The sequence below is a fragment of the Paraburkholderia sp. BL23I1N1 genome (assembly GCF_003610295.1).
GTDB lineage: Bacteria > Pseudomonadota > Gammaproteobacteria > Burkholderiales > Burkholderiaceae > Paraburkholderia.
Genome location: NZ_RAPV01000002.1, coordinates 395,316 through 415,393, shown reverse-complemented (window position 1 = coordinate 415,393; position 20,078 = coordinate 395,316). Strand labels below are relative to the sequence as shown.

Here is a 20,078-nt window from a genome sequence, read left to right as displayed (position 1 = left end):
CGGGACTTTTCAAAACACCATAAAAACGCCAAAGGGGCGCTGCGCCCCTTGGTGTTGTTCTTTGGTTTTGGACGCGTTAGATGCGCATCGGCATCACGACGTATTTGAATTCGTCGTTCTCGGGAATCGTGATCAACGCGCTGGAGCTGGCGTCGCCAAGGCTCACTTGCAACATGTCGACCTTCAGGTTCGCGAGCACGTCGAGCAGATACGTGACGTTGAACCCGATATCGACGCTGTCGCCGTCGTACGCGATTTCCAGTTCCTCCTGCGCCTCTTCCTGATCGGCGTTGGTCGACATGATCTTCAACTGGCCCGGCTCGATAATGCAGCGCACGCCCTTGAATTTGTCCGACGTCAGAATCGCGGCACGTTGCAGCGAGCGCTGCAGTTCTTCACGGCCGATCAAGAACTGATTCTTGTGCGACTTCGGAATCACGCGCTGGAAGTCGGGGAATTTGCCTTCGACCAGCTTCGACACCAGTTCGACCTGGCCGAAGGTGAACTTCACCTGCGTGGGCGCGATGTCGATCTTCAGCGTGTCGTCGATGTCTTCCAGCAAACGCTGCAATTCCAGAATCGTCTTGCGCGGAATGATCACTTCCTGACGCGCGAACGAGCCTTCAATCTTCATGGACGAGAACGCCAGACGGTGGCCGTCTGTTGCGACCGCCATCAGCTGGTCGCTGTCCACCACCAGCAGCATGCCGTTCAGGTAGTAGCGGATGTCCTGCTGGGCCATCGAGAAATGGACCATGCCGAGCAACTGGCGGAACGTTTTCTGGGGAACCACCAGGTTCGCGCCGTAGTCTTTAGCCTGAGCAACGGTCGGGAACTCGTCGGCCGCCAGCGTTTGCAGCGCAAAGCGGCTCTTGCCGGATTGCACGGTCAAACGCTTGTCGTTCAGCGTGAGCGTGACCTGCCCGTCGGGCATGGCGCGCAGAATGTCGAGGAGCTTTCTTGCTGCCACCGTGGTCGCGACCGAATCGCCGCCCACGCCAAAATCGGCACGCGTGGTGATCTGCAACTCGAGGTCGGTCGACAGGAACGACACGTCAGGGCCGTTCTTGGTAATCAGCAAATTGGCGAGGATCGGCAACGTATGGCGGCGTTCGACGATGCCGCTCACGGTTTGCAGCGGCCTGAGGAGGTTATCGCGTTCGGTCTTGACCAGTTGCATAGAGTTCCTTCGTTGATATAACGGCCTGCGCGCCTGACTTGCCAGCCTTACAGCGCGCAACCGCGGCTCCCCGCCGGCGCCACGCAGCGCCTGTCACGGCGTGAATTCCGCCCGCGGCCGCCGGGCGGTTAAACCTGTATTGTGCCTGAAAACGGAACCGCTCCACTAAAATGGGGGCGAGTTCCGAAATAAACAGGTCGAATTTCCCATCCGACCTGCTTAACCTTTCAGCGTTTGCTCCAGCACGTGCAATTCGTGGTTCAGCTGCGCGTCCGTGCCGCGCTCGGCGGCGATCTTGCGTACCGCGTGCAGCACGGTGGTGTGGTCGCGCCCGCCAAACAGCTCGCCGATTTCCGGCAAACTCTTCTGCGTCAGCTCCTTCGCCAGATACATCGCGATCTGCCGCGGCCGCGCAATGTTCGCCGGACGCTTCTTCGAATACATATCCGCGACCTTGATGCTGTAGAAATCAGCAGTGGTCTTCTGGATGTTTTCCACCGAAATCTGTCGGTTCTGTACCGTCAGCAGGTCTTTCAGCGCTTCTTTTGTCACTTCAATCGTGATTTCGCGGCCGTGGAACTTCGAATACGCGAGGATCTTGCGCAGCGCGCCTTCCAGTTCACGCACGTTCGAGCGCAGATGCTTGGCGACGAAGAACGCGACGTCTTCATTCAGGCTCACGAACTCGGATTGCGCCTTGCGCATCAGAATCGCGACGCGCATTTCCAGCTCGGGCGGCTCGATCGCCACCGTCAGACCGGAGTCGAAGCGCGAGATCAGGCGGTCGTCGATGCCGGAGATTTCCTTCGGATACGTGTCGCTTGTGATGATCACCTGCGCCTTATTCGCGACCAGCGCCTCGAACGCGTAGAAGAATTCCTCTTGCGTGCGGGACTTGCCGGAGAAGAACTGAATATCGTCGATCAGCAGCAGGTCGAGCGAGTGATAGTAGCGCTTGAAGTCGTCGAACGCCTTGCGCTGGTAGGCCTTCACCACGTCGGACACATACTGTTCCGCGTGGATGTAGCGAATCCGCGCGCCGGCCTTGTCCATGAGAAGCTGGTTGCCGATCGCGTGAATCAGGTGGGTCTTGCCGAGACCCACGCCGCCATATAGAAACAGCGGGTTGTACGAGATGCCGGGGTTGTCCGCGACCTGAATCGCCGCGGCGCGCGCCAACTGGTTGGCCTTACCGGTCACGAAGTTGTCGAAGGTCAGCACGGGGTTGAGCTTCGAACGCTCGTACATGGAGTCGTTATCGCCGTTGCCGTTCGAGCTCGCGCTTTGGCCCGGACGCCATGTACGGCGAGCAGCCGCGGCTTCGTTCGCGTCGAGGCTGGGCAGATCGAGGTCGGCGGCATCTTCAGCCGCCGCGCGGGCGTTCGAGTTGAGGTCGGCCGCAGCGCGTGCATTCGCGTTGAGGTTCGCCATGGCGCTGTTCGCGCCGTTGGCGCGCGCCGCATGTGCCGATTGCACGGCGCCGACGGCCGCATCCACTGCGGCACCGCCGCCGTTTGCACCGGACGAATGGCCACCACCCATCGAGCCTGAAGAAGACGGACGCGACGGCGCCGACGACGCTGCCGCGGGGGCGCGCATGCCGGCTTTCGGGTCCAACACAAATTGCACGTCGACCGGGGCGTGCCAGAAATCGCGGGCCATGTCCGCGATGCGGCCGGAGAACTGGCTCTTGACCCAGTCGAGCTTGAAGCGGTTCGGCGCAGCGATGCTAAGCGTGTTCGCAGCGGCGTCGAAGGCGACCGGGGCCAACGGTTTGATCCACGTCACGTACTGCTGGGGCGTCAGCTCGCGCTCCAGCAATGCGGAACAGTGTTGCCAGAAATCGTTCATCGAGTTGCTGTCGTTATGATATGCACGGCGGTTCGCCGCTGCCCCTGTCGCGCATGCGCAACAAGGCCCTGAGCAGCCAGGCCGAACCAGGCGCAATGGCTCCAGGCGCTTGTGCCACAAGGGTTTGCGGGGCAAGCGAGCCGGAGCGGCGTGCAGGATTTTTGGGAAGTAAGGCGAGATTCTAACGCCAAAACGTCGGCGAAAGGGAGTTATCCACAGGGACGGATCATCCGGTGAACTCTTCGTGGGGTCAGGCCGAACCAGGCTAAACTATTGACGGTCAACGAAAAACCGGTTTAAATAGCGGGTTCCGCGAAAACCAGTTCAGTAAACCTCCGGCCATTGCGCTTTCAGCGATGATCGCGCGGTTATTTTTCGATCAAGTGAGAGCAACATGAAACGTACTTACCAACCTTCCGTTACCCGTCGCAAGCGCACCCACGGCTTCCGCGTTCGCATGAAGACCGCAGGTGGCCGCAAGGTCATCAACGCACGTCGCGCGAAGGGCCGCAAGCGCCTCGCCATCTAAGGCTGGCGAGCGGATTGCGCGCTCTGTCTGTGGCAAGCGACGCCCGCGGTGAAGCGGGAACGGCTGGGGCGCCGCAACTGGGCTCGGTTCCGTTGCGAGCGCAAGCCGCCTTCCCCAAAGCCGCAAGGCTACTGAAAACGGATGAATTTTCATCCGTTTTTCGTTTGCGCCCGTGGCGCCGCACCGCGCACTTCGTGGTGTACGGCCGGCCCACCGGCAACGACGCACGCTTAGGCCTCGTGATCGGCAAGAAGTATGCGCCGCGCGCGGCCACGCGTAATCTGGTACGTCGAATCGCGCGTGAAGCCTTCCGGCTGCGTCGCGCGGAATTCGGCGGTTGGGATGTGCTGTTGCGTCTGCACACGCGCTTCGACAAGAAAGCTTTGCCGAGCGCCTCGTCGCCCCCGTTGAGGGCGCTGTGCCGCAGCGAGATAGAGGCGCTGCTCGACAAGGCAGCGCGCGAAATTGTCCGTCGCGAGGCGCCGCCCGCGGAAGCGCCCAAGACGGATTGATGCTCAAGTGACCGTCCGGTTTGCAGCACAGGTAGCCAAAGCATCGGCAGCCCCGCTGCGCGGGCCTCACCCGGTACTCCACGTTGCGCGGCGCGTCCGGCCGCACCAGTCATGCAAACGGTACTCATCGCTTTACTGCGTTTCTACAAGGTTGCCGTGAGCCCAATGCTCGGCAACCGGTGCCGTTTTTACCCTTCCTGCTCTGATTACGCGCGCGAAGCAATCCAGTATCATGGCGCCGCGCGCGGGACTTATCTCGCCGCCAGGCGTATTTGCCGCTGCCACCCGTTTTCCGCGGGCGGCATCGATCTCGTCCCGCCTCCCATTTCTGAAAAGCGCTGACGCGCCGTTCCATCGACACTGAGACAACGCATGGATATCAAACGCACCGTCCTATGGGTCATCTTTTTCATGTCAGCGGTCATGCTGTTCGACAACTGGCAACGCGACCACGGACGCCCGTCGATGTTCTTCCCGAGCGCCAACCCGACCAAGACCGTCGGTAGCGCCGCACCGGGAACCACGACGCCGGGAACCCAATCGGCCGATCTGCCGGCCACCAACGCAGCAGCGCCGGGCAATGCGCCGGCCGCCGCGGCCCAAGGCCAGCTGATCAGCTTCAGCACCGACGTCTATAACGGCGAGATCGACACCCGCGGCGGCACACTGTCGAAGCTGTCGCTCGTCAAGCAAGGCGACGGCAAGACGCCCGATCTGGTTATCACCCTGTTCGACCGCACCGCGAACCACACGTATCTGGCGCGCACGGGTCTGCTCGGCGGCGATTTCCCGAACCATACCGACATCTTCACACCGGTGCCGAATCAGCCGCACGATCTGACGGGCGACGCCAAGTCGTTCCAGCTCAGCCTCGAGTCGCCGGTCAAGGGTGGCGTGAAGGTCATCAAGACCTACACGTTCACGCGCGGCAGCTATGTGATCGGCGTCGACACGAAGATCGAGAACGTCGGGACCGCACCGGTCACGCCGTCGGTCTATATGGAACTGGTGCGCGACGACACACCGGTGGAAACGCCGCGCTTCTCGCACACGTTCATCGGGCCAGCTGTCTACACCGACCAGCACCACTTCCAGAAGATGACGTTCAGCGACATCGACAAGAACAAGGAAGACTTCGTCAATTCAGCCGACAACGGCTGGATCGCGATGGTGCAGCACTACTTCGCGTCGGCGTGGATTCCGCAGCAAGGTGCGAAGCGCGACATTTATGTCGAGAAGATCGATCCGACGCTGTATCGCGTCGGCGTGAAGCAACCGGTGGCAACCATCGCCCCGGGCCAATCGGCTGACGTGTCCGCGCGCCTGTTCGCCGGTCCGGAAGAAGAGCGCATGCTCGAAGGCATCGCCCCGGGTCTGGAGCTGGTGAAGGACTATGGCTGGGTCACGATCATCGCGAAGCCGCTGTTCTGGCTGCTCGAGAAGATCCACAGCTATGTCGGCAACTGGGGCTGGTCGATCGTGCTGCTCACGCTGCTGATCAAGGCCGTGTTCTTCCCGCTGTCGGCAGCAAGTTACAAATCGATGGCGCGCATGAAGGCGATCACGCCGCGTATGCAAGCCCTGCGCGAACGCTTCAAGGGCGATCCGCAGAAGATGAACTCGGCGCTGATGGAGTTGTACAAGACCGAGAAGGTCAATCCGTTCGGCGGCTGTCTGCCGGTCGTGATTCAGATTCCGGTGTTCATCTCGCTGTACTGGGTGTTGCTGTCGTCCGTTGAAATGCGCGGCGCGCCGTGGATTCTCTGGATTCACGATCTGTCGCAACAGGATCCGTTCTTCATCCTGCCGGTGCTGATGGCCGTCTCGATGTTCCTGCAGACCAAGCTGAACCCGACGCCGCCGGACCCAGTTCAAGCCAAGATGATGATGTTCATGCCGATCGCGTTTTCGGTCATGTTCTTCTTCTTCCCGGCCGGTCTGGTGCTGTACTACGTGGTGAACAACGTGCTGTCGATCGCCCAGCAGTACTACATCACACGGATGATGGGTCAGTCGAAAACGAAACCAGCCTGATGATGTCTTGCCAGCGGCGGGCAGTGGTAGCGCCCGCTGGGTAACTGGCAGAAGCTGGCTGTAAAAAAGCCGCCCGGTTTGCACCGGGCGGCTTTTTTTATGCGACTGACCCGGCCTGAAACGGGCTGGCACCTTTGTCAGGGCAGATCACTCGGCCGGCGCGCCCTTATCTTTCGATGCGTCTTCAGACGCGGCGCCGGCTTCCTGTTGCGTGCCGCCGTCGAATTCCGTGATCAGCTCTTCCACCAGATTGCGCTGGCGCGGCGACAACCCGGCGAACCGGTTAGCCATTTGCGTAACCAGTTCGATCGTTTCCGGCGTCAGTGGATATTTCTCGCCACGAGCAAGCGGCTTCGTCTTGCCGGATGGCGCGGGCCCGTAATGCAGCCAGTGCACGTCTTTTTGCAGCCATGCAGCTAAAACCTGCAACTTATCGCGCTTTGGAAGCGTCGTACCCGCGAGCCATTTGTGCGCGGTTTGTGGCGAGACGGCCGGGCCACCGCTATAGAGCAGATTGAATTCCCTGGCCAAATCGGTCCCACCCTTAATATCTTTGGGGAGTGAGTCTTTCAGCCGTTTGGCGAAAGCTGCTTTTTCTTTGGAGGTCGGCATGGGCCCGATTGTGCAATTCGGCGCATAATCAGTGGACAACCAATTACGCTATTTTATAGCTCAAATAGGCTATTTTTAGCCTGAAATCGCCACCTAATAACGTATTTCACGATTTCGCCGAATACCGTCTTTCCTTGTGCCGTGTGCGTTTTAGGCATTCTGATGCGTCCATCCATCGCAAATGTGTCTTAAGCTATCTTAGCTTGCATAAGATAAATCTTCATTTATCTTATGAAATTCGGGCCGCATTAGGAGCCCTGCCCTGGTCAAGGGTCCGAGGAGGCCCGCGTTACAATGCCCGGCGCCCGCTCATGCGCATTCAATCCCTTCTGATAGCCTCGTCCCCATGCTCGCCACCGATTCCGATCCGATCGTCGCCATTGCCACCGCACCCGGCCGGGGCGGAATCGGGGTCGTGCGGATTTCGTGCGGCCGTGCCGGGGCAGCCGCCGCTGAGCCGCTGATGCAAGCGCTCACCGGCCAGGCGCTCGCGCCACGGCATGCGAGCTATGTGCCTTTCCTCGACGACGCCGGCAACGCGCTCGATCGCGGCATCGCGCTGTACTTTCCCGCGCCGCACTCCTACACCGGCGAACATGTGCTCGAGTTGCAAGGCCACGGCGGTCCGGTCGTGCTGCAACTGGTGCTGCAGCGCTGCATCGAGGCCGGCCGTGCGTTTGGCCTGCGTCTGGCCGAGCCGGGCGAGTTCACGCGCCGCGCGTTTCTCAACGACAAGCTGGATCTGGCGCAAGCGGAAGCCGTCGCCGATCTGATCGAGGCCAGCACCGAGGCCGCCGCACGTTCGGCAGGCCGCTCGCTCGACGGCGCGTTTTCGCGCGACATCCACGCGCTGGTCGAAGAGGTCATCACGCTGCGGATGCTGGTCGAAGCGACGCTCGATTTCCCGGAAGAAGAAATCGACTTTCTCGAAGCCGCCGACGCCCGCGGCAAGCTCACGCGAATTCGCGAGCGCCTTGCGCATGTGCTGAGCGAAGCACGCCAGGGCGCGTTGCTGCGCGAGGGTTTGTCGGTCGTCCTGGCGGGACAGCCGAACGTCGGCAAGTCGTCGCTGCTGAACGCGCTGGCCGGCGCGGAGTTGGCCATCGTCACGCCGATTGCCGGCACGACGCGCGACAAGGTCGCGCAGACGATCCAGATCGAAGGCATTCCGCTGCACGTGATCGACACGGCCGGCCTGCGCGATACTGAAGACGAGGTGGAGAAGATCGGCATTGCGCGCACGTGGAGCGAGATCGAACGCGCGGACGTCGTGTTGCATCTGCTCGATGCGCGAACCGGCATGACCGTTGAAGACGGAACGATTGCTGGTCGTTTCCCAGGCGGCGTGCCGGTGGTGCGCGTGCTGAACAAGACCGATCTGACCGGACTCGCGCCGACCGTGACACCGCTGGACGCCGATCAGGATCTCAGCGAAGTGCGGCTGTCGGCGAAACAAGGCGACGGCGTGGCGTTACTGCGTGAGGAATTGCTGCGCATCGCCGGCTGGCAGGCTGGCGCGGAGAGTGTCTACCTCGCGCGCGAGCGGCATCTGATTGCGCTGCGTGCGGCTGAAGAACATCTTGCGACGGCAGCGGCGCACGCCGATCAGAACGCTCAAGCACTGGATTTGTTCGCCGAGGAGCTGCGTCTCGCGCAGGACCAACTGAATTCGATCACCGGTGAATTTAGTTCGGACGACCTGCTCGGCGTTATTTTCAGCCGGTTTTGTATCGGCAAGTAGGACGGATTGGCTTTTTGCGCACGAAAGGCTTATCAACACTGACAAGCAAGGCCTTTCAACACACTCTTCCTGGCACGCACCAAACGCCACCCGTTGACCCAAAACCGTCCATTTCTTTGGTACACAACCGACATCCGGTTTAAAATCGCCGCTGTCCGTGTATCAAACGATCCGCCATGCCAAAACTAGCCGCCCCCCTCACCGAAACGCAGATCCGCGCGCTTGAACCCCGCGCCACTCGATATTGCGTCGCCGACGGCAACGGCCTCGTCATCGAAATCATGACGACGGGCACCAAGGTCTGGCGCTTCCGCTATTCGCTGAACGGCAAGCGCGAGCCGCTCGTCACAATCGGCGACTACCGGATGATTTCGCTGCGGGTCGCGCGCGCCAAGGCGCAAAAGTACGCGGAGATGGTTGCGGGTGGCGTCTCGCCGGTGGCAACGGCGCGCCGCGACCGCGGAGTGGAGAGCAAGACAGAGGTCCTGCGCGAGGGCGCGGAACTCTATCTCGCGACCGAGATGGCGGGCAAGTCGGCGGAATATCAGCGCACCACGCGCCGCGCGTTTGAAAAAGATGTGCTCCCCGCGATTGGCGCCAAGCCGATCAAAGCCGTGACGGACGACGACATCCGCACAATATGCGACCAGATCAAAAGCCGTGGTTCGCCCAAGATGGCGCTGCACACGCGCAACGCGGTCAAGCGGCTCTATGGGTACCTGATCGCCCGGCAACTCGCCACGGCCAATCCGGCAGAGCTCGTCCCGGCCCGCTTCATCGCCACGCCGGACAGCCGCGCCCGCGTGCTCGCTCCAGACGAAATGGGCGCCATGCTCCGCGCGATTTATGCATCGAACATTCGACGTCCGCTGAAATTGGCTTTGCATCTGCTCGTGCTGACGATGGTGCGGAAATCCGACATCGTCGAGGCGGCCTGGTCCGAATTCAACCTCAACGCAGCGCGATGGACGATCCCCGCCGCGCGGATGAACAAAGGTCGCGACCACGTGGTGCATCTCCCGCATCAGGCAGTCGCCCTGCTTCGCGAACTTCAGGATACGAAGACCAGCCGAAACTTCGTATTCCCGAGCGTCAGGGGCGACGATCGGCCGATCGCGAAAAGCACACTCAATCAGGCCGTCAAGTCGCTCGGACTCGACGTAGAGCATTTCGTCCTACATGACTTTCGACGCACCGCCGCGACCCATTTGCGCGAGATGGGCCAGCCTTCGAACGTGATCGAAAATGCGCTGGCGCATACCGTCAAAGACAACCCGGGCGGAGACGGCCACGCTTCGCGGCCTGTCGCGGAACGGCGTCAAACCTTGCAACTGTGGGCGGATTTCGTCGACACCCAGATCGAGCGCAGCCGACATGGCGTGATCGGCTAAGCGCGGCAAACCCAGCAGACGCCAGGTCCGTTGCCGCGATTCATCTCACCATCGGCCAGTGGCGCCTTTGATGGTACACAACTAAATAAGCATCAACCGCAAGCACCTGCCCAACAAAAGAAAAACATCCTCTTCACTAGGTTCTCAATCTCCCCGCGCCACACCCCGTCAGCCCATTCACGTCAATCCCGCCGCGCTGCCGGCCAACCCATGACCGCGTCCTTTTTTTTCTTGCCGTTCATCGCCTAAACTGAAGCATGCATGCAAGCCGGGACGGAGGCTCCCATGTCTGAATCGTTATTGGCTTATTTGTTGGGACCTTTCGTAATGCTGCTGGTCGGCGTGGCGATCTGGGCGACGTCCCACTACCGCCACAAGACGAGGCCGGAGCGCCTCGAGCGCTGGCTCGACACGCACTATGCGGAGTGGCTGCATCACAAGCATTGAAGGCAGGCACCAACACAAAAAGGCCGTCGCACATTGCGACGGCCTTTTTCTCTGCGGCGCGCGAGCATCGAAACGATGCGCGCCCGCGCATGTCATTTACCAGCCCAGTTGCTGCTGCTGCGGATACCCGTATTGTTCGGGCGGCGGCGCACCGCACGCCACGTACGCACGCTGGTACTGGTCATAGCAGTATCCCGGCGGCGGTCCCGCGTACACGGGCGCCGGCTGATACACCGGTTGCGCGTACACAGGCTGCGCATAGACCGGCTGCTGGTAAGCGACCACCGGCGCCGGATTCAGCGCGGACGTCACCACCGCGCCGAGCAAGGCGCCGCCGATCAGCGCACCGACGACATCGCCGCCATTGCCATGAGCCGACGCCTGACCTGCTGCGCTCAGGCTCCCCACCATCAACAACGCCACCGCAATCTTTTTCATGTTTCGCTCCCGCCGTTCAGGCATGGAACAGATTGTGCAGGGCGCGCGCGGAAATAGATGCTGCAGTTGGTAACCGGGCATTACGGGTGTAACGCCTCTCGGGGTGAAGGGACCACGCCATCCGCCATCCATTCCCACGATCAATGTAAAATTCGCCGCATGACCCGTCGGACAAATCCGACGACCCGCAAAGCTTTCCGATCCTTCGACCCCGAGACCAACAAGTCGACATCGGCGTCGAGACCAAGCCAAAAAGTTAAGGGGCGTGCGCGTGAAACAATGGACCATCCGGCAACGGATTCTGTGCAGCTTCGGGATCGTGCTGATCGTGATGCTGGCAATGGCAATCGTCACGTTCGAGCAACTCGGCGGCATCGACCGCGACGCGAAGAGCCAGCAGCAGGACTCAATGCCCGGCCTCTACTACGCGACCGCGATGCGCGCGGCCTGGTTCGAGAACTACACCGTCACGCAGCGCCTCGTCTATATCGATGCGGACCCCGATTCCGTCAAGCGCGACACCGCTCGCCTCCTGGAGACGCAGCAAACACTGCAGAAGCTACTCAACGATTACGGCGGCACCGTCTTCCGTCAGGACGATCGTGACCTCTTCAACGATTTCCGGCAGCAATACACGCAATACCTGCCGATCCAGGCGTCGCTGATGAGCGCCCTGTCGACCTCGAAAGAGAACGCCGCACGTGTCTTCAACACGCAGCTCACGCCGATCTGGGAAAGCGGCCGGCTCTCCGTGCGCAAGCTGGTGGACGGCAACAAGACCTACGCCGACCAGTCCGCCGAAAGCATCCGCAACTCGGTCGAGACGACCCGTATCGTGCTGCTCGTGATGCTGCTGATCGCCGCGGTCGCTGCCGTGCTGGCCGGTTACTGGCTGCTGCGCGCGGTCACCACGCCGATGGCGAAGGTGCTGCAGGTCGTCGACATCATGCGTACGGGCGATCTCACGCAACGTCTTCAACTGAATCGCGCGGATGAAATCGGTGCGCTCGAAGCGGGCTTTAACCGCATGACCGACGAACTCACCGCGCTGGTCGGCCAGGCGCAGAAGTCAGCGGTCCAGGTCACCACCTCGGTGACCGAAATCGCCGCAACCTCGCGTGAACAGCAAGCCACCGCGAACGAAACCGCGGCGACCACCACCGAGATCGGCGCCACGTCGCGCGAAATCTTCGCGACCTCGCGCGATCTGCTGCGCACCATGAACGAAGTCTCTGAAGTAGCCGGCCAGTCAGCGGCGCTCGCGGGCACCGGCCACGCCGGTCTCGCGCGCATGGAAGACACCATGCGCCTCGTGATGGAAGCGGCCGGTTCGGTCAACGCGAAGCTCGCGATCCTCAACGAGAAGGCCAGCAACATCAACCAGGTCGTCGCCACCATCACCAAGGTCGCGGATCAGACCAACCTGCTCTCGCTGAACGCGGCGATCGAAGCGGAAAAAGCCGGCGAATACGGCCGCGGCTTCGCGGTCGTGGCAACCGAGATTCGCCGACTCGCGGATCAAACCGCCGTGGCGACCTACGACATCGAACAGATGGTCAAGGAGATCCAGTCGGCCGTGGCTGCAGGCGTCATGGGCATGGACAAGTTCTCCGAAGAAGTCCGGCGCGGCATGCTCGACGTGCAGAACGTGGGCGGTCATCTCACGCAGATCATCCAGCAGGTGCAGGCGCTCGCGCCGCGCTTCTCGATGGTCAACGAAGGCATGCAGACGCAAGCCACCGGCGCCGAGCAGATCACCCAGGCGCTGACGCAACTCTCGGAGGCCGCGCAGCAGACGGCGGAATCGCTGCGTCAGTCGACCCAGGCGATCGACGATCTGACGCACGTCGCCAATAGTCTGCGCACCGGCGTATCGCGCTTCAAGGTGACGGCCTGACGCGCCGCAACGGGCTCGTTCAGGCGCACGCACACGCTGAAGCAAACCACCTACACGCCACCCCAGCCCACGCCGATGCTCTTGATCCTCTTCACGCTCGATAGCGAACGCTACGTGATCGACGCGACGCAGGTGGAGCGTCTGATGCCGCTCACGCCGCAATCGCCGCCGAAGACGATCCCCGGCGCGCCGTCGTGGGTCGCGGGCGTACTCGATTACGAAGGCACACCGCTGCCGGTGATCGATCTGCCGGCACTCGCGCTCGGCCGCCCCGCCGCGCAATTGATGTCGACGCGCGTCGTGCTGGTGCGCTATCCGCACGCGGGCACGGTGCGCCTGCTCGCGCTGCTGCTAGAAGGCGCAACGCGCACAATCCGCCTGGACGCGGACACGTTTCACGACGCCGGCATCGACATGCCGCATGCGCGCTATCTCGGCCCGGTCGCGAGCGAAGCGGGCGGTCTGGTGCAATGGATTCGCGTCGAGCACCTGCTGCCCGACGAGGTCAAAGCGCTGCTGTTTCCCGAGCCGCACGCATGAACGCGCATCACGACAACGTGCCGGTCTATCGACGCTTCACCGATCTGCTGCATCGAACCATCGGGCTCGATGCAGCGTCGCTCGGTCATAGTGCGATCGAACGCGCGGTCGATCGGCGCGCCGCCGCTTGGTGCGCGGACGGTCACGTCAACGCCACCCTCGCCGACTACTGGGAAGCCGCGCAGGCGTCGCCGGCCATGGTGCAGGCGCTGGTGGAATCGGTGGTGGTGCCGGAGACCTGGTTCTATCGCGACGCCGACGCGTTCAAAGCGCTCGCACGCCTCGCGCATGAGCGCCTCGACGAACGCGGCACCGCGCTGCCTTTGCGCATTCTGAGCCTGCCCTGCTCGACCGGCGAGGAACCGTACACCATCGCGATGACCCTGCTCGACGCCGGCATCGACGCCGCGCATCTGCGCATCGACGCCATGGATATCAGCGAGCGCTCGCTGGCCGTCGCGCAGCGCGCTGTGTACAGCCGCAATTCGTTTCGCGGCAATGCGTTTCCGTTTCGCGATGCCCACTTCACGCGCACCGAAGATGGCTGGCGCCTCGCGCCGCGCATCGTCGACGCGGTCCGGTTTTCGCGCGCCAATCTGATGCAACTCGATGCCACGGCGCTCGGCGTCTACGACTTCGTGTTCTGCCGCAATGTGCTGATTTATTTCGACCGCGACGCACAGCAAACGGCCTTGCATGCGCTTAACGACGTGCTGGCTGAAAACGGCACGCTGTTCGTCGGTCCTGCGGAAACTGGGCTGTTGATGCGTCACGGCATGCAGTCGGCGAAGATTCCTCTTGCGTTCGCGTTCCGTCGCGCCGGGCCCGCTGAAGAGCAGTTCAACGGCTGGCACACCGCACCGCTCGCCACCGCCGCGGCACTTGCCATGACGCATTCGCCGGTGCCCGCGCTCGCGCCGCCGCAAGTGTTCTCGGCCGAGCCTTTCGCGTGGCCCGATCCGGTTGCGCGCACTGCGTTCAGCGCGAGCTCGCCGCTCGCGTTTTCCAGCGGTACGTCTGCGCACTCGCCCGTTAGCGGCATGGCGGGACGCGTGGCCAACCCGTTGAAACCCGCGTCGTCGCCGCGCGATCTCACGCTGCCGCAAACCACCTCGCCGACTCAAGCCGCGCGCGACACGCTGCAAGCCGCGCACGCGTTGGCCGACGCGGGCCGTCTGACGGAAGCCGCGAACGCGATCAACGCTTATCTGGAACAGCACGCACCGCACGCCGACGCGTTCTACCTGCTCGGTGTACTGGCCGACGCCGGTGGCGACGCGAACCTGGCACGCGGCCAGTATCGCAAGGCGCTCTACCTCGACCCTCAGCACGCCGAAGCGCTCGCGCATCTGGCGACGCTGCTCGAACTCGAGGGCGACCGCAACGGCGCGCGTCTATTGATGGAACGCGCGTCGCGCGCACAGGGAGCGCAACGTGGTTGAAGCGCGCACAGTGACCTTCGACGATTGCTGGAATCGCATCGGCGTGCGCGGCGATTCGTCGTGCGAACGGCTGGTCGAATACGTGCGCTGTCTGAATTGCCCCGTGTTCGAAGCGGCCGCGGCCAAGCTGCTGGAGCGTCCGATTCCGCTCGTGGATCTCTCGCTGCATGACGCCGGTACGCCCGCGTTACAGGCGTTACAGCAACGGCATGAGCCGCAAGGCGCGAGCGAATCGTTCCTCATTTTCCGCATCGGCGGCGAATGGCTTGCGCTGCCTACGCCGATCTTCAAACGCATCGTGCAGACACGGCCGATTCATACGTTGCCGCACCGCCAGCATCGCGCGGTACTGGGCGTCGTGAATGTGCAGGGCGACTTGCTGGTGTGCCTGTCCCTCGCGCATCTGCTGGGTTTCGAGGCCGACACCGCCGTGAGCGACGATCAGGCGCGTCACGATCTGCCCCGTTTGCTGGTGGTGTCGCGCGCCGAAGAGCACGCGGTGTTCCCCGTCGACCAGGTCGACGGCGTGCATCGAATCGCACTCTCTACCTTTTGCCCCCCGCCCGCGACGCTCTCGCAAGCCGCCGCCGCGCATACGCGCGCTGTGGCTCCGTGGCGCGGCATGACGGTCGGCCTGCTCGACGCCGATGCCTTGTTCGATACCTTGAACCGGAGTCTCGGATGACGGACGACCCGCGCCGCCCGTCGCTGATCGATCTCTTCCGCGAAGAAGCGCGTACCCAGGCACGCGTGCTCAACGACGGCCTGCTTACTCTCGACCGCGCGCCGCGCGATGCCGCCGCGCTCGAGGCCTGCATGCGCGCGGCTCACTCGCTGAAGGGCGCGGCGCGGATCGTCGGCGTGCAGGTTGGCGTCGAACTCGCGCACGCGATGGAAGATTGTTTTGTCGCGGCGCAGGAAGGGCGCGCGTTGCTCGATGCAGCGTGGATCGACGAGTTGCTGCGCGGTGTCGATATCGTTGCGCGCATCGGCAATGACGAGGACGAGTCTGCGCGTGACGCGGTCAGTGCGTGCGTGGCGTCGTTGCAAGCGCGTATGGCGGGTGTCGTGCCGCATGGCGCGGCGTTGCGGCGGGAGGCTGTGGCCGCGGCTGCCGCTGCACCTGCCGCGAATCCTGTTCGCGACGCCGGATCTGCAGCCAGCGGAGCCATCGAACCGCAAGCCGCATCCGCCAACGCTGACCATGACGCCGATGCCGCATTCAATCTGCTAGCCAACGCCCTGCGCGCCGAAGCGACGCCCGCCTCGACCGAACCGGCCAGCACGACTGCAAATGGGTCCGCGCCCGCCTTTGGAACCCCGTCCGCTTCTGCAAGCGCCTCTGCGTCCGCCGCAGCAATCCCGGCCGTTCCTGCAAGCACCTCTGGGTCGTCGGCAGCAACCGCATCCGCCCTGAACGAAGCAAGCCTCCCAGCAACCGACCCCGGCCGCATGCTGCGTGTACGCGCCGACAACCTCGACCGGCTACTCTCCTTATCCGGCGAGTCACTGGTCGAATCCCGCTGGCTCAAACCTTTCGCTCAATCGATGCTGCGCGTCAAGCGCGTCCAACGTGACGGCTCGCGCGCGCTGGATCAGTTGCACGAAACGCTCGCGGACCTGAAGCTCGACCCGCGCGCGCACGCCGCGCTCGAAGAATTGCGCCGCCTCACAGCGGAATCGCAGCATCTGCTCGCCGAGCGCCTGGCCGATCTGGAGAGCTTCGACCGCCGCTCGACGCATCTGTCGCAACAGCTTTACGACGCCGCGCTGCAATGCCGGATGCGCCCCTTCGGCGACGGCACCGGTGGTCTCGCGCGCATGGTGCGCGACGTCGCGCGTTCGCTCGGCAAGAAGGTGCGCTTGCAGCTGGTTGGCGAATCGACTCAGGTGGACCGCGACATCCTCGATCTGCTCGAAGCGCCGCTCGGCCATATGCTGCGAAACGCGATCGACCACGGCATCGAACCGCCCGCGATACGTCTCGCGCACGGCAAGCCCGAAGAAGGTACGCTGACGCTCGACGCGCGCCACACCGCCGGCGCGTTGCTCATCACGGTTACCGATGACGGCGCGGGCATCGATCTCGACGCGTTGCGCGCCTCGATTGTCAGCAAGAAACTGGCGAGCGCCGAAACGGCCGCGCGCCTCTCCGAGACCGAACTGCTCGAATTCCTGTTCCTGCCCGGCTTCTCGCTGCGCGATCAGGTTACCGAAGTCTCGGGCCGCGGCGTCGGACTCGACGCGGTATACGACGTTGTCAAACGCGTGCGTGGCACGGTGCGCATCACGCAGGAACCCGGCGTCGGCACGCGCGTGCAATTGCAGTTGCCGCTCACGCTCTCGGTAATCCGCAGCCTGCTCGTCGAAGTCGCGGGCGAGCCGTACGCCGTGCCGCTCGCGCATGTGAATCGCACGCTGCACGTGAGCCGCGCGGATATCGAATTGCTTGAAGGCCATCAGCACATTGCCTTCGACGGCCGCCGCATTGGCGTCGTCACCGCGCATCAGATTCTCGACACCGCACCGCCCGCCAACGAAGCAGACACCGTCAGCCTGATCGTGATCGGCGACGGCGAAGAAACCTACGGCGTGGTAGTCGACCGCTTTCTCGGCGAGCGGATGCTGGTCGTGCAGCCGCTCGATCCGCGCCTCGGCAAGATCAGGAACATCACGGCCGGCGCGTTGATGGAAAACGGCGACCCGGTGCTGATTGCGGATGTCGACGACTGGCTGCGCTCCGTCGAAAGGCTGGTTGCCGGCGGCGATCTGAAACACACGCAGCATGGCGCCGCCCTCGCCGCCCGGCGCGTCACGCGGCGCGTGCTGGTGGTCGACGATTCGCTCACCGTTCGCGAACTCGAACGCAAGCTACTGACCACGCGCGGCTACGACGTGACGATCGCCGTCGACGGCATGGATGGCTGGAACGCGGTACGCGCCGAGCGCTTCGACCTCGTGATTACCGACATCGATATGCCACGCATGGACGGCATCGAACTCGTCACGCTCATCAAGCGCGATCCGCAACTGCAGACGCTACCGGTGATGATCGTCTCGTACAAGGATCGTGAAGAGGACCGCCGCGCCGGCCTGAACGCGGGCGCGGACTACTATCTGGCGAAAGGCAGTTTCCATGACGAAGCGTTGCTCGATGCAGTGCGCGATCTGATCGGCGAAGCTTACGGTTAAACCCACAGGTAAAACGGATGAAAATCGGAATCGTCAATGACCTGCCCCTCGCTGTCGAAGCACTGCGTCGCGCGCTTGCCGCGCGTCACGACTACGAGCTGCTGTGGGTCGCGCAAGACGGCCAGCAGGCGGTCGATTTCTGCACCGCTCACCGCCCCGACATCGTGCTGATGGACCTGGTGATGCCGAACGTCGATGGCATCGAAGCGACGCGCCGCATCATGGCGAAGGCGCCGTGCGCGGTCCTGATCGTGACCGTCGACGTGGGCGCGAACGCGTGGCGCGTCTACGAAGCCATGGGCGCGGGCGCGCTCGACGCGGTGGATACGCCCTCGCTGAGCGGTCCGGACGCGCACAAGAGCATCGCCACCCTGATCGCCAAGATCGACCGCATTGCCGCGCTGGTTGCGGAACGCAATGGGCCTGGCGCCGCGGCTGCGGCGGGACCGGCAAGCGTGACGAATCGCGACACGCCGCTGGTGGCGATCGGCGCTTCGGCGGGCGGCCCGGCGGCGCTTGCCACGCTGCTCGCCGGCTTGCCGAAGGATTTCCCGGCGGCCATCGTCATCGTCCAGCACGTCGATGCGGCGTTCGCCGCCGGCATGGCCGACTGGCTGAACCAGCAGTCAGCGCTGCCGGTGCGGATCGCGAGCGAAGGCGACCGGCCGCAAGCGGGCGTCGTCCTGCTCGCCGCCACCGACGATCATCTGCACCTGAAATTGCCCAACGTGCTCGGCTATACGGACGTGCCAGCGGAAACACCCTACCGGCCTTCCGTCGACGTGTTTTTTCATAGCGTCGTGGCGCGCTGGCCGGCTCGGGCGATCGGCGTGCTGCTGACCGGCATGGGCCGCGACGGCGCGATCGGCCTCAAGGCGATGCGCACCAAGGGTTTTCACACGATTGCGCAGGACGAGGCGACCTGCGCTGTATACGGCATGCCGAAGGCGGCCGCGGCGCTTGACGCCGCCGCCGCGATCCTGCCTCTACCCCGCATTGCCGCGGCGCTCGTCACCGCAGTCGCTGCGGGCTAAGGCCAGGCAGGCGCACACTAGCCGCACATTGGCCCGTTACGACTCATAGACATTCATTCTGGCTGACCAACATGGACACTTCCAAACCGCTTCAGAACGCCACCGCGCCGGACCTCGCAGAACACGACGCGAACGCGCAGGCGTACGCGGAGGACGCGCCCAACAGCGCCATCGACGACGCGTTGGCGCGCATCCTCGGCAATCCGCCCGCGGCCGAGTGCCCGATCATGGTGCTGCTGGTCGACGATCAGGCGATCATCGCCGAGGCGATCCGCCAGGCGCTGGCCGACGAAGGGAGCGTCGATTTTCACTACTGCGCCTCGCCCGAAGAGGCGGTGCGCTGCGCGCAGGAAACCCGCGCGACGGTGATCCTGCAAGACCTCGTCATGCCGGGCACCGACGGCCTCACCCTCGTGCGCCAATACCGGCAAAATCCGGCGACGCGCGACATTCCGATCATCGTGTTGTCGACCAAAGAAGAGCCGCTTGTGAAAAGCGCCGCCTTCGCTGCGGGCGCCAACGACTACCTCGTGAAGCTGCCGGATCGCATCGAGCTGATCGCACGGATTCGCTATCACTCGCGCTCGTATCTGAACCTGCTACAGCGCGACGAGGCCTATCAGGCCCTGCGTCAGTCGCAACAGCAGTTGCTCGCGACCAATCTGGAACTGCAACGGCTCACGCATTCGGACGGTTTGACGGGGTTGTCGAATCGCCGTTACCTCGACCAGTACCTGGCCGCCGAATGGCGTCGCGGCACGCGCGACAAGACCGGCCTCGGCTTTCTGATGATCGACGTGGATAACTTCAAGGCCTACAACGACACCTATGGGCACGTCGCCGGCGACGAAGTCCTCAAGCGCGTCGCGCACACCATTGAGTCGTGCCTCGGCCGCTCGCCCGACCTCGCGGCACGGTTTGGCGGTGAAGAGTTTGCGGTCGTGTTGCCGGGTGCGTCGTCGGGCGGATTGCGTTTGCTCGCCGAAAAGATCCGCCTTGCAATCGAAGGGCTTGCCATTCCGCATGCGGGTTCGACGAGCGGCGTCGTGACGATCAGCATCGGCGCGGCAATGATCGTGCCGTCCGCCGCGGAACCGGTGACAACGTTGATCGAAGCTGCCGACGTCGGACTGTATCGAGCGAAACGCGATGGGAAGAATCAGGTAGCAGTGAGCGGCTGATTGCCGGCAATCCAGTTCAGAAACTGCGCGCTGTAACAGAGGTGGTGGACAATATCG

Annotated in this window: 18 protein-coding genes; 14 read left to right on the top strand and 4 right to left on the bottom strand. The window is 63.2% G+C overall.

Translation table 11 applies throughout. The annotated features are described in order from the left end of the window. Nucleotides 1-76 precede the first annotated feature (76 nt). On the bottom strand, nucleotides 77-1,180 hold the full coding sequence (gene dnaN / locus B0G76_RS34500; RefSeq protein WP_120297269.1) for a DNA polymerase III subunit beta: 1,104 nt from the start codon (nucleotides 1,178-1,180) through the stop codon (nucleotides 77-79). Nucleotides 1,181-1,399: 219 nt separating this feature from the next. Next, nucleotides 1,400-3,031 carry a chromosomal replication initiator protein DnaA gene (gene dnaA / locus B0G76_RS34495; protein WP_220700808.1) on the bottom strand — a complete coding sequence of 544 codons (1,632 nt, stop codon included), beginning with the start codon at nucleotides 3,029-3,031 and terminating at the stop codon, nucleotides 1,400-1,402. Between the two features lie 394 nt (nucleotides 3,032-3,425). Here dnaA and rpmH point away from each other — a divergent pair, with 394 nt between their 5' ends. The 4 genes from rpmH to yidC all read left to right on the top strand — a co-directional run bounded on the left by rpmH (nucleotide 3,426) and on the right by yidC (nucleotide 6,106). Beyond that, nucleotides 3,426-3,560, top strand: a complete 135-nt coding sequence (rpmH, locus tag B0G76_RS34485) for a 50S ribosomal protein L34 (RefSeq protein ID WP_004198824.1) — start codon at nucleotides 3,426-3,428, stop codon at nucleotides 3,558-3,560. Nucleotides 3,561-3,574: 14 nt separating this feature from the next. Continuing rightward, nucleotides 3,575-4,072, top strand: coding sequence for a ribonuclease P protein component (locus B0G76_RS34480; protein WP_409076773.1), 498 nt, complete (start codon nucleotides 3,575-3,577; stop codon nucleotides 4,070-4,072). Nucleotides 4,073-4,183: 111 nt separating this feature from the next. After that, complete coding sequence (gene yidD, locus B0G76_RS34475) at nucleotides 4,184-4,414, top strand: membrane protein insertion efficiency factor YidD (protein WP_183082267.1); 231 nt, start codon at nucleotides 4,184-4,186, stop codon at nucleotides 4,412-4,414. Between the two features lie 30 nt (nucleotides 4,415-4,444). Then, a complete protein-coding gene (yidC, locus tag B0G76_RS34470; RefSeq protein WP_120297267.1) occupies nucleotides 4,445-6,106 on the top strand; it encodes a membrane protein insertase YidC in 1,662 nt (553 codons plus the stop codon). Nucleotides 6,107-6,253: 147 nt separating this feature from the next. Here yidC and B0G76_RS34465 read toward each other — a convergent pair whose 3' ends face one another. Beyond that, on the bottom strand, nucleotides 6,254-6,718 hold the full coding sequence (locus B0G76_RS34465; protein WP_259460911.1) for an XRE family transcriptional regulator: 465 nt from the start codon (nucleotides 6,716-6,718) through the stop codon (nucleotides 6,254-6,256). Between the two features lie 346 nt (nucleotides 6,719-7,064). Between B0G76_RS34465 and mnmE the strand changes: the two genes are divergently transcribed. From mnmE to B0G76_RS43135, 3 genes are all read left to right on the top strand, one after another. Then, on the top strand, nucleotides 7,065-8,459 hold the full coding sequence (mnmE, locus tag B0G76_RS34460; protein ID WP_120297266.1) for a tRNA uridine-5-carboxymethylaminomethyl(34) synthesis GTPase MnmE: 1,395 nt from the start codon (nucleotides 7,065-7,067) through the stop codon (nucleotides 8,457-8,459). 176 nt (nucleotides 8,460-8,635) lie between these two features. Then, the gene (locus B0G76_RS34455) at nucleotides 8,636-9,850 is read left to right on the top strand and encodes a tyrosine-type recombinase/integrase (protein ID WP_120297265.1); all 1,215 of its coding nucleotides are present in this window, start codon (nucleotides 8,636-8,638) and stop codon (nucleotides 9,848-9,850) included. Between the two features lie 285 nt (nucleotides 9,851-10,135). After that, the gene (locus tag B0G76_RS43135) at nucleotides 10,136-10,297 is read left to right on the top strand and encodes a hypothetical protein (RefSeq protein WP_183082266.1); all 162 of its coding nucleotides are present in this window, start codon (nucleotides 10,136-10,138) and stop codon (nucleotides 10,295-10,297) included. 96 nt (nucleotides 10,298-10,393) lie between these two features. On the opposite strand, the gene B0G76_RS34445 is transcribed toward B0G76_RS43135, so the two are convergent. Then, nucleotides 10,394-10,735 (bottom strand): ecotin precursor, encoded by a 342-nt coding sequence (locus B0G76_RS34445; RefSeq protein ID WP_120297263.1) that lies wholly within the window; start codon nucleotides 10,733-10,735, stop codon nucleotides 10,394-10,396. A gap of 265 nt (nucleotides 10,736-11,000) precedes the next feature. On the opposite strand from B0G76_RS34445, the gene B0G76_RS34440 reads away from it, so the two are divergent. The 7 genes from B0G76_RS34440 (at nucleotide 11,001) to B0G76_RS34410 (ending at nucleotide 20,021) form a co-directional block, all read left to right on the top strand. Continuing rightward, on the top strand, nucleotides 11,001-12,632 hold the full coding sequence (locus B0G76_RS34440) for a methyl-accepting chemotaxis protein (protein ID WP_183082265.1): 1,632 nt from the start codon (nucleotides 11,001-11,003) through the stop codon (nucleotides 12,630-12,632). A gap of 75 nt (nucleotides 12,633-12,707) precedes the next feature. After that, nucleotides 12,708-13,172: a chemotaxis protein CheW gene (locus B0G76_RS34435; protein ID WP_120297262.1), complete on the top strand. Its 465-nt coding sequence runs from the start codon at nucleotides 12,708-12,710 to the stop codon at nucleotides 13,170-13,172. Continuing rightward, a complete protein-coding gene (locus B0G76_RS34430; protein ID WP_120297261.1) occupies nucleotides 13,169-14,614 on the top strand; it encodes a protein-glutamate O-methyltransferase CheR in 1,446 nt (481 codons plus the stop codon). Before B0G76_RS34435 ends, B0G76_RS34430 begins: the two co-directional genes overlap by 4 nt. Then, complete coding sequence (locus tag B0G76_RS34425; RefSeq protein WP_120297260.1) at nucleotides 14,607-15,299, top strand: chemotaxis protein CheW; 693 nt, start codon at nucleotides 14,607-14,609, stop codon at nucleotides 15,297-15,299. Before B0G76_RS34430 ends, B0G76_RS34425 begins: the two co-directional genes overlap by 8 nt. Continuing rightward, nucleotides 15,296-17,806: a hybrid sensor histidine kinase/response regulator gene (locus tag B0G76_RS34420; protein WP_120297259.1), complete on the top strand. Its 2,511-nt coding sequence runs from the start codon at nucleotides 15,296-15,298 to the stop codon at nucleotides 17,804-17,806. The genes B0G76_RS34425 and B0G76_RS34420 overlap by 4 nt, the downstream gene beginning before the upstream one ends. 17 nt (nucleotides 17,807-17,823) lie before the next feature. Beyond that, entirely contained in the window at nucleotides 17,824-18,840 is a 1,017-nt protein-coding gene (locus B0G76_RS34415) for a chemotaxis response regulator protein-glutamate methylesterase (protein WP_120297258.1), read from the top strand. 71 nt (nucleotides 18,841-18,911) lie between these two features. Then, a complete protein-coding gene (locus B0G76_RS34410; protein WP_120297257.1) occupies nucleotides 18,912-20,021 on the top strand; it encodes a diguanylate cyclase in 1,110 nt (369 codons plus the stop codon). Nucleotides 20,022-20,078: the final 57 nt, after the last annotated feature.